This window comes from Cypionkella sp. (genome assembly GCF_030652235.1).
Lineage (GTDB): Bacteria > Pseudomonadota > Alphaproteobacteria > Rhodobacterales > Rhodobacteraceae > Cypionkella.
Window position 1 is genome coordinate 174,692 of sequence record NZ_JAUSBA010000040.1, and the last position, 11,485, is coordinate 186,176.

The 11,485-nt window shown below is 61.0% G+C and carries 9 protein-coding genes and 1 pseudogene; 2 read left to right on the forward strand and 8 right to left on the reverse strand.

Features of this window, described 5'->3' with window-relative positions; genetic code table 11:
• Window positions 1-152: 152 nt before the first annotated feature.
• A complete protein-coding gene (locus tag Q7V03_RS13865) occupies window positions 153-1,340 on the reverse strand; it encodes a thiolase family protein (RefSeq protein WP_304926182.1) in 1,188 nt (395 codons plus the stop codon).
• Complete coding sequence (locus Q7V03_RS13870; RefSeq protein ID WP_304926183.1) at window positions 1,337-2,947, reverse strand: fatty acid--CoA ligase; 1,611 nt, start codon at window positions 2,945-2,947, stop codon at window positions 1,337-1,339. The genes Q7V03_RS13865 and Q7V03_RS13870 overlap by 4 nt, the downstream gene beginning before the upstream one ends.
• Window positions 2,948-3,104: 157 nt before the next feature.
• Between Q7V03_RS13870 and Q7V03_RS13875 the strand changes: the two genes are divergently transcribed.
• Complete coding sequence (locus Q7V03_RS13875; RefSeq protein ID WP_304926184.1) at window positions 3,105-3,998, forward strand: LysR substrate-binding domain-containing protein; 894 nt, start codon at window positions 3,105-3,107, stop codon at window positions 3,996-3,998.
• Window positions 3,999-4,038: 40 nt separating this feature from the next.
• On the opposite strand, the gene Q7V03_RS13880 is transcribed toward Q7V03_RS13875, so the two are convergent.
• The 6 genes from Q7V03_RS13880 to Q7V03_RS13905 all read right to left on the reverse strand — a co-directional run bounded on the left by Q7V03_RS13880 (window position 4,039) and on the right by Q7V03_RS13905 (window position 11,108).
• Window positions 4,039-4,791: an SDR family NAD(P)-dependent oxidoreductase gene (locus Q7V03_RS13880; protein ID WP_304926185.1), complete on the reverse strand. Its 753-nt coding sequence runs from the start codon at window positions 4,789-4,791 to the stop codon at window positions 4,039-4,041.
• The gene (locus Q7V03_RS13885) at window positions 4,784-6,400 is read right to left on the reverse strand and encodes an ABC transporter ATP-binding protein (RefSeq protein ID WP_304926186.1); all 1,617 of its coding nucleotides are present in this window, start codon (window positions 6,398-6,400) and stop codon (window positions 4,784-4,786) included. The genes Q7V03_RS13880 and Q7V03_RS13885 overlap by 8 nt, the downstream gene beginning before the upstream one ends.
• Before the next feature lie 4 nt (window positions 6,401-6,404).
• Window positions 6,405-7,319, reverse strand: coding sequence for an ABC transporter permease (locus tag Q7V03_RS13890; protein WP_304926187.1), 915 nt, complete (start codon window positions 7,317-7,319; stop codon window positions 6,405-6,407).
• Between the two features lie 3 nt (window positions 7,320-7,322).
• Complete coding sequence (locus Q7V03_RS13895; RefSeq protein WP_304926188.1) at window positions 7,323-8,276, reverse strand: ABC transporter permease; 954 nt, start codon at window positions 8,274-8,276, stop codon at window positions 7,323-7,325.
• A gap of 115 nt (window positions 8,277-8,391) precedes the next feature.
• A complete protein-coding gene (locus Q7V03_RS13900; RefSeq protein WP_304926189.1) occupies window positions 8,392-9,954 on the reverse strand; it encodes an ABC transporter substrate-binding protein in 1,563 nt (520 codons plus the stop codon).
• The gene (locus Q7V03_RS13905; RefSeq protein ID WP_304926190.1) at window positions 9,951-11,108 is read right to left on the reverse strand and encodes a mandelate racemase/muconate lactonizing enzyme family protein; all 1,158 of its coding nucleotides are present in this window, start codon (window positions 11,106-11,108) and stop codon (window positions 9,951-9,953) included. The genes Q7V03_RS13900 and Q7V03_RS13905 overlap by 4 nt, the downstream gene beginning before the upstream one ends.
• 171 nt (window positions 11,109-11,279) lie before the next feature.
• Here Q7V03_RS13905 and Q7V03_RS13910 point away from each other — a divergent pair.
• Window positions 11,280-11,485: pseudogene (locus Q7V03_RS13910) on the forward strand (hypothetical protein); the annotation flags it as partial.

An 11,485-nucleotide genomic window follows, 5' to 3' on the forward strand; every position in this document is an offset into this window, starting at 1 on the left:
CTTTTGCACCCGATCGGCAGGAAGGTATGTCAGATCAACTGACAGCGCGCGCGGATCGACTTCGATCCGCGTGACCTTAGGGTGAGGCAACTTCGGTCAAGGGTGCAAACAACCAGTTTTCACACTGAGGCCTTAATTTGGTTATGGCCGCATCAGGCAATCTCAAAAAGGCCGGCAGCCCCCATTCCGCCCCCCACGCACATCGTCACAACTGCCAGTCTTGCGCGGCGGCGCCGTCCCTCCAGCAAGGCGTGGCCAGCAAGACGGGCTCCGGTCATACCGTAGGGATGACCGACGGAAATCGCGCCGCCATTCACGTTGACCCGTTCGGGATCAAGGCCAAGCTGCTGGATGCAAGGGAGTGCCTGCGCCGCGAAAGCCTCGTTCAACTCCCACAGATCAATATCAGTTGCCTTCAGGCCCGCGCGCTGCAATAGGCGCGGCACTGCATGGATCGGACCAATGCCCATGGTTTCGGGCGCACAGCCCGCAACTGCCATCCCGCGAAAAACCCCCAGTACCGGCAAGCCACGCTGCTCTGCCGCGCGCCGCTCCATCAGGACCAGTGCTGCCGCCCCATCCGAAAGCTGACTGGCGTTGCCTGCCGAAACCGTGCCGCCGTCGCGCACGGGTTTCAGCCCGGCAAGACTTTGCAGCGTGGTCTGCGCCCGGTTGCCCTCATCACGAGCCAGCGTCACCTCTTCGCCACGCATTTCGCCAGTTTCGCGGTTTCGGATCAGGCGCGTTGCCGTGATGGGCACGATCTCGCCATCAAACCGCCCCGCCGCTTGCGCCGCCGCGACCCGCATTTGTGATTGCAGTGCGAAAGCGTCCTGCGCATCACGCGAAATACCATATTGCCGGGCAACGATTTCTGCCGTGTCGAGCATCGGCATGTAGGCGTGGGCGGCATGGGCCGTCACCACCGGGTCTGTCTCGGCAAAGGCCCAGTCAAAATAGCGGGATTGCAGGGCTGAGATGTTTTCTTGTCCCGCGGCAATCGCCACCTCCATGCCCTCTTGCACGATCTGATGTGCCGCGATCGAAATCGCCATCAGACCCGAAGCGCATTGTCGGTCCACCGTCTGACCTGCCACAGAGACGGGCAAGCCCGCTGCAAGTGCAGCAAGCCTGCCAAGGTTCATCCCGGCCGTGCCCGCTCCAAGGACCGTACCCATCACCAGATCTTCGACCTCACCCGGATCAATGCCTGCCCGCGCAACCGCTGCGGCGATGGCATGGGCGGCAAGTGTTGGCGACTTTATATTGTTCAAGCTGCCCTTGAACGCCTGCCCGATAGGCGTCCGGGCAACCGAAACGATGACGGCTTCACGGCTCATGTAATCTCTCCCTTTGCCAGCATCTGGCGGATCAGCTTCTTGTCGACCTTGCCAACCGAGGTGCGCGGCAGCTGCGCCACGGCGCAGATTCGGTCCGGAGCGGCCCATTTCGGCAAATCCCCGGTCGCTATCGCCGCCGCGATGCGGACCATGATTGCATTTTCCACTGGCTCAGCCCCTTCGAGCACCACCACCAGAACGGGCCGCTCGCCCCAGCGGTCGTCGGGAACGCCGACTGCCGCGACCTCACGCACGCCCAGCACCATGGAGGCAAGGTTCTCCAGCGTCAGCGAAGACACCCATTCGCCGCCGGACTTGATCACATCTTTCAGTCGGTCGGTGATGCGCAGCGTGCCGTCTGGGGACATGTGGCCAACGTCGCCGGTATGCAGCCAGCCATCCCGCCAAAGATCGGCGCTGCCCTCGGGGTTTTCGATATATCCCGCCGTCAGCCAAGGCGCGCGGGCGATAACCTCGCCCGTCGTCCGCGCATCATGCGGCACGTCGCGCATGTCTGGATCCACCACCCTTACCTCGACCAACGGAGCCGCCCGCCCGGCGGCTGTTCGAATGGTTATGTCGTCATTGGCCTGGCTGGCCACCATATCAGCCACGGTCACGAACGGGCAGGTTTCAGACATGCCATAGGCAGCATGAATGTCGATGCCATGCCTGCGGGCTTGCCGCACCATACCGTCTGACAAGGCAGAGCCGCCGATCAGCACTTTCCACCGTGACAGATCCGTTGTCGCAGCTTCGGGTGCCGAAAGCAGCATTGACAGGATCGTCGGCACACAATGCGAGAAGGTCACCTTGTGTTCAGCAATCAGCGACAACAGGCGCGCCGGTTGATATCGGCCGGGATAAATCTGCTTCAGGCCAAGGAAAGTGGCGATAAAGGGAAAGCCCCAGCCATGAACGTGAAAAAGCGGTGTGATTGGCATATAGACATCATCGCGGTTGATGCCGCCCTTGCCCGGCACTGTGCCAAGCCCAGCCGCAATGGCCAACGTGTGCAGCACCAGCTGGCGGTGGCTATAGCTTACCCCCTTGGGGTCACCCGTGGTGCCGGTGGTGTAGAACAGCGTCGCGCGGGTATCCTCAGCCAAGTCAGGAAAGGTGAAATCGGGGGCCTCGGTCGCCAGAAGCGCCTCATACTCCCCATCGAATCCCTCGGGCAGCGGTGCCGGGCCATCGGTCAGAACGATCAGCCTGGCTGGGCGCTTGATCCGTGACAACAAAGGCAAAAGCAGCGGCAGAAAATCTGCGTGACACAGGATTGCATCGTCTTCGGCATGGTTGATTGTGTAAAGCACCTGCTCGGGCGACAGGCGGATGTTCACCGTATGCAATGTCGACCCGATCATCGGTATGGCAAAGAAACACTCCAGATACCGTGGCGTATCCCAGTCCATCACGGCAACGGTAGCCCCGCGATCCAGACCCATCCGCGTCAGTGCTGCCGCCAGTTGGCCGATCCGGGCATGGAACTGGCGGTAGGTGTGCACACTTCCTTCGCCATCATGGATTGTCTGGTCTGGGTTTCGTCCGGCCGGTGCCATGAGCAACTGACCGATGAGGAGTTGGGAATGCGGGGGTATGGTCATGGGATCATCCGTCTGGAACAGCGAAACCCTAGCCGGGAATTGACCAACTTACACATGACGAAAAAAGGGGCTAAGCTTTGCTTGTGTTTGGCCATCGGTCGCATTCGACCACGTCGATGGGCAGGGTCGCCCCGTCACACGAAAGGAATGGACCGCCATGTCACACCAGATGCCGCCCCTGCCATGGCTGCGCGCTTTCGAGGCCTCGGCGCGGCATTTAAGCTTCACCAATGCCGCCTCAGAGTTGAACTTGACGCAGGCGGCGATTTCAAAACAGGTAAAGCTGTTGGAACATTACCTGAAAGAACCACTGTTCGAGCGGCTTCCGCGCAGTCTGGCTTTGACCAAGGTAGGGGCGGCTTATCTGCCCAAGGTGCAAGATGCGTTTGAGCGGCTGTCTGCCGGGACGCTGGAAGTGTTCGGCGGACGCAGGGCCGAGATGCTCTCGGTGCGTGCGCCCATCGGATACGCGGTAAACTGGCTGGCCGCGCGGTTACCGCATTTCATGGCGGCACATCCCAAAACCAATGTGCGGATTGTCTCATCGGTCTGGGCCGAGGATTTTGAAGCAGAACGCTACGACCTTGATATCCGCTATGGGTTTGGCCATTGGCCCGGTTTTCACGCAGATCGCCTGACTTGGGAAGTGCTGGAGCCGCTCTGCCTGCCCGAGATCGCGGCGCGACTGCGTGAACCCGACGATCTGGCAAAAGAGCGGCTTTTGCATGTGCTGGGCTATCAGGAAGGCTGGGCCACCTGGCTGAATGCAGCGGGGGCATCCTTGGTGAATCCAGGGTCGGGCCTGCACTTGGACACCTCGCTGATGGCCTTCGAGGTGGCGGCCAACGGTGCTGGCGTAGCGCTGGGTCGGCGGTCGATGTCAGGCAAGGAACTCGCCACGGGGCGCTTGGTAAGGCCGTTCGATCTAGCCCTTCCTATCGACGAGTGCTTCTACTTGGTATTGCCCGAACAGGGCCCGGCCCACCCGGACGCCCATTTGTTCCGCGAGTGGTTACTGACGGAGGCGGCGGCGGCGGCGGAAAGCCATTGACCGCAAGCACGGCTTTGCGCCCGCCACGCGGCTTCGCCCCCTACTTCGCCCGCAGCCTCACACCTGCATCAAGACGGATCACCTCGCCATTCAGCATCGGGTTGCGAATCATCGACAAACACAAGTCGGCAAAGTCATCGGGAGCACCAAAACGGCGGGGGAAGATCGCGTCTGCAGTGATCGCCGCCACCACTTCGGGCGGCACTTCGGCAGCCATCGGGGTGTGGAACAGGCCCGGCGCGATCGCAAGAACGCGCACACCCCGGGCCGCGAACTCGCGGGCGGCTTGAATGGTCATAGCGGCGATCGCGCCTTTCGAGGCGACATAGGCCCCTTGCCCGATCTGGCCTTCGTAGGCGGTGATCGAGGCAGTGTTGACGATCACGCCGCGTTCGTCGTCCGGGCCTAGTGGATCAAGCATCATCATCCGGGCGGCGGCCTTGGTCATGACCGAAACTGTGCCAAGCAGGTTGACTCGGATCACTTGTTCGAACCGCGCCATCTCGACCGGGCCGTCGCGGCCCACCAGCCGCATCGAACCCGGTATGCCCGCGCAATTGACCACGATCCGCGCCACGCCCTGCGCCGCTTCGGCCGCATCCAGCGCAGCCACGACCGAGTTTTCATCGGCCACGTCACAGGCAATGGGCAGGATACCTGGCTCAGCTTCCCCCGGCCGCAGATCCAGCGCCACAACACGCGCGCCCGCCGCCGCAAGCGCGCGCGCCGTGGCAAGTCCCAAGCCCGAAGCGCCACCTGTCACCAGGGCAGAAATACCTGTCAGATCACGCATGTTCACCCCGCGAAGCCAGAAGTCGGTTTAGCCAGTCGGGGTCCATCTCGGGCACCGACGACAACAAAAGATCGGTATAGGCTTCGTGCGGCCGCCCGAACAGTTCCGTCTTCGGACCCCGCTCTACCACCACCCCTTGCTGCATCACCACCACCTCGTCAGCGATGGCCTTCACCGTCGCCAGATCATGCGTGATGAACATGTAAGCAAGGTTCAATTCGCTTTGCAGTCGGTCCAGAAGCTTCAGGATGCCCTCTTGCACGATCTGGTCAAGCGCAGAGGTCACCTCGTCGCAGATGATCAACTGCGGCTCGGCGGCCAAGGCGCGCGCGATGCCGATCCGTTGTTTTTGTCCGCCGGAAAGCTCTCCCGGCAGGCGGTCGATGTACGTATCGGGCTCCAACTCGATCAGCGCCAGCAGGTCACGGATGCGGGACTCCAACGCTTTTCCCTTCAGCCCCAGATACATCTCGGCCGGGCGCCCGATCAACTCGCGCAGGCGCAGCTTTGGGTTCAGCGCGGTGTCAGCCATCTGATAGATCATCTGGCATTGGCGCAACTCTGCGCGGCTTCGGGCTTTGAAGTTGGGGGGCAGCGCCTTGCCGTTGAACAGAACCTCACCTTTGCGAGGGACCAGAAGCCCGGTGATCACACGCGCCGCGGTGGACTTGCCCGACCCGCTTTCGCCCACCACCGCCACCGTGCGTCGGGCATGGATGTCAAAGCTGACATCCTTCAGCACATCGACCGCCCCATAGCCTGCGGTGACGCCCCGCACAGAAACAACTGGTGTGCCAGTGGCGGGCGGCTGTTCTGCCCTTGCAAAACTCCGCACCGCCCAAAGACTGCGGGTATACTCTTCACGCGGGGCGGTCAGCATGCTGCGGGTATCGGCTTCTTCCACCTCATCCCCACGCAACAGAACCTTGATGCGGTCTGCCATCTGGGCCACCACAGCCAAGTCGTGGGTGATGTAGATCGCCGCCGTGCCAAACTGGCGCACGATATCGCGGATCGCGGCCAACACCTCAATCTGGGTGGTCACGTCCAGCGCAGTCGTGGGTTCGTCAAAGATGATCAAGTCGGGCCGACAGGACATGGCCATCGCGGTCATCGCCCGCTGCAGTTGCCCGCCCGACACCTGATGCGGATAGCGAAAGCCGATCTCTTCGGGATTGGGCAAACGCATGCGGCGGTATAGTTCGACCGCGTCGGCCTCCGCCTTTTCGCGGGGCATGACTCCGTGGACAACCGGGCCTTCGCAGTACTGGTCGATCAGTTTGTGGGCAGGGTTGAAACTCGCCGCCGCCGATTGTGCGACATAGGCGATGCGCTTGCCACGCAAGGCGCGGCGTTCGGCCTCTGGCACGGCGCGTAGGTCGATCCCGTCGAAGAGGATACTGCCGCCCGAGATGCGACAGCCGTCGCGGGCAAAACCCATGGCCGCAAGTCCGATAGTGGATTTTCCTGCGCCGGATTCCCCGATCAGACCCAGTACCTCGCCCTTGTGCAGGGTCAGGTCCACACCCTTGACGATCTCGTGCCAAGCATCGCCCGAACGGCCCTCGATCCGAAGGCCGCGGATGGTGAGCAGAGGTTGCTTTTCCATTTGCCTACTCCTTCAAACCGCTGGCGCGGTGCAATTGCCAGTCCACGACGAAATTCACTGCAACCGTCAGCAGCGCAATCGCGCCCGCAGGCAGCAGCGGGGTTACGTCGCCAAATGTGATCAGCGTCGCATTTTCGCGCACCATGCTGCCCCAATCGGCGGTGGGTGGCTTGATGCCGAGTCCAAGGAAGGACAGCGCCGAGATGGCAAGAAACACAAAGCAGAACCGCAAGCCGAATTCTGCCACCAAAGGCGCCATGGCATTGGGCAGGATCTCGCGCCGGATCAGCCGCCACATCCCCTCGCCACGCAACCGCGCGGCCTCGATATAGTCCATCACAACGATGCCCTGCGCAACCGACCGCGCCAAACGATACACCCGCGTGGCGTCAACTGCAGCGATCACCAGGATCAGAGACAGCACCGAGGTGCCGAAAATGGTCAGTAGCAGCAGCGAGAAGATCAGGGCCGGAATGGCCATCAGCGCATCCACGATCCGCGAAAGCGTCTGGTCCAACCAGCCTCCGACCAGCGCGGCCCAAATGCCAAGGACTGTCCCGACGACAAAGGCGAGGGCCGTGGTGGCAAAGGCGATGCCCACCGTGTTGCGCGCGCCGTAGATCAACCGGGTCAGCATGTCGCGGCCCAACTTATCCGTACCAAGATGATAGGGCGCAGCCCAAGGAAGGTATTGGGCCCCCATCACTTCGCTTTCGCCAAAGGGTGCCAGAACCGGGGCAAGAACCGACACCACCACGTAGATCAGGATCACCGCGAGGCCGAAACTTGCCGTCAGCGGCATGTCTCGGAAGGTTGGCACCAGATGCGCTGGAGCCAACCCGCGCAGCGTGGCGCGGCTGGCAAGGCCGATGGCAAAGAACAGCGCAAGGCCGATGATCACGGCAAGTAGTATCTGCATGGCCTAACTCCGATGCATCAAGCGGGGATTGCTGATCGTCGACAGCACATCCGCGATGAGGTTCAAGAGCACATATGCTGAGGCAAAGATCAGCGCTATGGCCTGCACCACGGCGATGTCGCGGTTGGTCACCGCATCCACCATCAACTGGCCAAGGCCCGGATAGACAAACACCACTTCGACCACCACGACCCCGGTGATGAGGTAGGCAAGGTTCAGGGCGACAACGTTGATAATAGGCGCCAGCGCATTCGGCACCGCATGGCGCAGCACCACGCGCAAGGGCGACATGCCCTTCAGCCGTGCCATTTCGATATAGGGATTAGCCAGCAGGTTGATGATCGCCGCCCGCGTCATCCGCATCATATGCGCAGTGACTACAAGGGTTAGTGTCAGCGCGGGCAGGAATGACATGTAAAGCTGGTCGCCAAACGTCGTGCTGCCGGTGATCCGCACCATCGACGGAAACAGCCCGGACTGCGCCAGAAACAACACGAGGATGTAAGCCACGAAAAATTCAGGAATGGAAATCGCAGTCAGCGCAAGCGCGTTCGAAGCGCGGTCAAAGATTGAATTGCGCCACAGGGCCGCCAGCACACCCAGCGTTAAAGAGATAGGCACAGAAAGAGCTGCTGCGTAAAGCGCCAGAAACAGCGTGTTTCCTAGCCGCGCGCCAACCAGATCTGCAATAGGCCTCTTGGTCGCCATCGACACGCCGAAATCGCCCTGCAGAGCGGCTGTCAGCCAGTTCCAATAACGCAACGGGGCTGGGTCATTAAGGCCCAGTTGATCGCGCAGCGCGGCAAGGGTCTCTTCAGTCGCCGATTGCCCCAACAGCTCGCGGGCGAGGTCACCCGGCAAAAGTTCTGTCGCACCGAAAATCACCACCGAAATCACGAACAGGGTCAACAGGCCAAAAAGCAGCCTTTGCCCGATCATGCGCCAAATATCGTTCATCTTTTTTCCCTCGTTTGAACCGTCAGGCCGCACGGTCTTTGCGCCGCACTTGCCCGAAACGGCAAAAGCTCCGGCGAGGTTTCCCCGCCGGAGCCCATTCATACTGCCCGACGGATCAGGCGAACCACCAACGTTCTACCGCGCGGAAGCCGTCCAGATTCCAGTTGTTCGCAACCTTGTCCGGCGTGGCCACAGTGTTGGCGAGGGCCATCACATAGTTGTTATACATCGGAATGATGGTCGATCCTTCGAAGGATACGATCTGCTGCATTTCTTGATACATTTCGCGGCGCTTGGCTTCGTCCAGTTCCGAACGCGCAGCGATCAAAAGTGTGTCGAACTTGGCATTCGACCAAAAGCTTTCGTTCCAGGCGGCGCCCGTCTGATACGCAATGGTGAACATCTGGTCCTCCACCGCGCGCCCGCCCCAATAGGACGCGCAGAACGGCTTCTTCATCCAGACATTGTCGAAATAGCCATCGTCCGGCACGCGGTCCACCGTGATAGTGATGCCCGCGGCGGCGGCCTTTTCGCTCATCAGAACGGCGGCATCGACCGCACCCGAGAAGGCGGCGTTGGCGGCCGACAGCGTGACCTCCAACTTGTCCATCCCGGCTTGCTTCAGGTGAAACTTCGCCTTGTCCGGATCGTAGGTCTTGGCCTCCATCTCGGCAAAGTAATACCGGCTGGCCGGGCCGATCGGGTTGTCATTGGCAACTGACCCGTGACCTGCAAGGATCTTGTCCACCAGTTCCTGACGGTCGAAGGCGTATTTTAGCGCCAGACGCACATTGTTGTCATTGTAGGGCGCGGCACGCGCGTCCATCGTGAAGACGTAATGTGCATTCCCCGAGACCGACAGAATTTTTGCGACGCCTCTGGCTTCCAAAAGGCCGATCGTGGCCGGGTCAACCTGGTCAATCACGTCAACTTCACCCGTCATCAGGGCATTCAAACGCGCAGCGGGGTCAAGGATCGACAGAAGCACGATTTGGTCGAAATGGGCGCGGTCCGACTTCCAGTAGTTCGGGTTGCGGTTCAGTGTCGCCTGTACGCCCGGCTCATAGCTGTCAACGACATAACCACCGCAACCATCGGTCGAGGTCGGGTCAATCTTGCCATCCGCACCCGGCATCACCGGCAGGTGATAATCCGACATCAGATAGGGGAAGTCGGCATTCGCGGCGCTCAGCGTCACGACGACACTCTGCCCATCAACCTTGATGTCCGTCACGGCATCGAAGAACGGCTTTGCCGCCGATGTCGACGCGTCGCCACGGTGATGGTTCAACGAGGCCACTGCGTCATCCGCCGTGACAGGCTTGCCGGAATGAAAGCTGACACCCTGACGGATTTTGAAGGTCCAGGTTATGCCATCAGCCGACTCCCAGCTTTCGGCGATTTCCGGGACAAGGGCACCGTCTGCACTAACCTCGATCAGCTGGTTGTGCCGGGCAGCGGCAAAGGTCTGTGCATAAAGGTTGTCCCACAGGCCGGGATCATAGCCGTCGGTCGAAGACCCGTGGCCGATGCCCGCACGGAACACGCCGCCCTTCTTCGGTTCCGTCTGCGCCATTGCCATGCCAGCAGGTAAGATCAGCCCCGCCGCCGTCATTGCCATTCCGCTTTTCAGCAGGCCGCGACGAGTCATTTCGTGCGAAAACATCGGATTTTTCATGGTTTTCCTCCCTTGTGATAAAGTGCGCCATACGCGCTTGGTCTGAAGCTCTCGAGCGCGGCTTCGGTATAGGTGGCTTTGTCGAGCCAAGCCGGGCTGATCTCTACCCCCCAGCCCGGAGTATCGGTGACGGTGACCTGACCATCGGTAACGGCAAAGGGCTGCCCCACGAACAGGTCGCGCTGCCATGGGTAATAATCGTCTCCCTCGATCGACAGTTCAAGGTATCTTCCGGCATTGGGGATCGCCGCCAACAGATGCATCGAACACATCGTCACCAAAGACAGGTTTGCAGAATGGGGCGTACAGGAAAGACCAGCGGCCTGGGCCATGTGCGCAACCTGCAAGGTGCGGCTCATGCCGCCCATGTACATCACATCGGGTTGCACGATATCGACGGCGCGCATGGCGATCATGCGGGCCCATGTGCCCATGTCCCAGTCCTGTTCACCCCCGGTCACGTCGATCTTGACGGCCTCAGTGACGGCACGGGTCGCGTCCAGATCCCAATATGGCACGGGTTCTTCATAATGGCAGATGCCATGATCCATCAGCATCCGCCCCACCGCGATGGCACGGGGAACCGAGAACCCGGAGTTAGCGTCGACAAGTTTGTCGATTCCATCGCCCAAAGCTCGTGACAGGGTCGGAATGATCTCTTCTGTCCGCCCCGGCCATTCGTCCTGGTCCTCGCCGCACTCAGCCCCGATCCGCCATTTCGTGGCGGTAAAACCCTTCTCCGCGCATAGCCGAACAAGCCTTTCGGCCTCGTCCTTTGGCGTGATGTCGCGCTTCATTGAACTGGCGTAGGCGCGGATCGGACCGGGGCCGCCGCCGATCAGGCTCGCCACTGGTTTGCCTGCCCGCCGCCCAGCCATATCCCAAAGTGCTGTGTCCAGCCCTGCCAGCGCACGGGAACGGTAGCTGCCCGGATACTTGTGTTCCCGCCGTTCGATCAGATGCACAAGCCCCGCGATATCTGCACAGTCAGCACCCAAAGCCCATGGCACTACCTGGCGATGAAATACCTGCGCCGTGATGTCGGCGTTGTAGGTGGATGTCTGGCCCCAGCCAAAAGCCCCATCCTCTGCTGTCGCACGGACAAAGCAGACGAATTCATCATGAAACGTCTCGAGGCGGGCAAGTTGGGGCATAGAGCTACTTCTGGTTCAATCGGGGCAAAGCTTTGGATCCAAGATCCCCTAGGTCTTCTTTGCGGACAAACAACCAATATCGGGCCATTGGGGGTACAAGAGTTATCCGTTCGACACGATTTGCACTGTGCCGCCAACAACAGGTCCCTCCAGCCTTGAAGGCGGCGATCAATGGCCGCTGTTGACGCCGATGTGGCAAAACTGGCAGTGGCTGCTGCGGTGCCGACGGGTCGCGCGGCGCGGTTGCTTCGGTTTGGCGGCATGGCTTCGGGGATTGCGGGCAATGTTGCGGCGGGTGGCCTGCGGGCACTCGCCAGCGGCAAGCGGCCCGATCTGGCGCAACTGCTGCTGACACCCGCGAATACCTTGCGGCTGAC

Bases quoted from the DNA above. Each gene is read 5' to 3' on its own strand.
- Q7V03_RS13865 (WP_304926182.1), bottom strand. From the start codon at position 1,340: ATGAGCCGTGAAGCCGTCATCGTTTCGGTTGCCCGGACGCCTATCGGG.
- Q7V03_RS13870 (WP_304926183.1), bottom strand. From the start codon at position 2,947: ATGACCATACCCCCGCATTCCCAACTCCTCATCGGTCAGTTGCTCATG.
- Q7V03_RS13875 (WP_304926184.1), top strand. From the start codon at position 3,105: ATGTCACACCAGATGCCGCCCCTGCCATGGCTGCGCGCTTTCGAGGCC.
- Q7V03_RS13880 (WP_304926185.1), bottom strand. From the start codon at position 4,791: ATGCGTGATCTGACAGGTATTTCTGCCCTGGTGACAGGTGGCGCTTCG.
- Q7V03_RS13885 (WP_304926186.1), bottom strand. From the start codon at position 6,400: ATGGAAAAGCAACCTCTGCTCACCATCCGCGGCCTTCGGATCGAGGGC.
- Q7V03_RS13890 (WP_304926187.1), bottom strand. From the start codon at position 7,319: ATGCAGATACTACTTGCCGTGATCATCGGCCTTGCGCTGTTCTTTGCC.
- Q7V03_RS13895 (WP_304926188.1), bottom strand. From the start codon at position 8,276: ATGAACGATATTTGGCGCATGATCGGGCAAAGGCTGCTTTTTGGCCTG.
- Q7V03_RS13900 (WP_304926189.1), bottom strand. From the start codon at position 9,954: ATGAAAAATCCGATGTTTTCGCACGAAATGACTCGTCGCGGCCTGCTG.
- Q7V03_RS13905 (WP_304926190.1), bottom strand. From the start codon at position 11,108: ATGCCCCAACTTGCCCGCCTCGAGACGTTTCATGATGAATTCGTCTGC.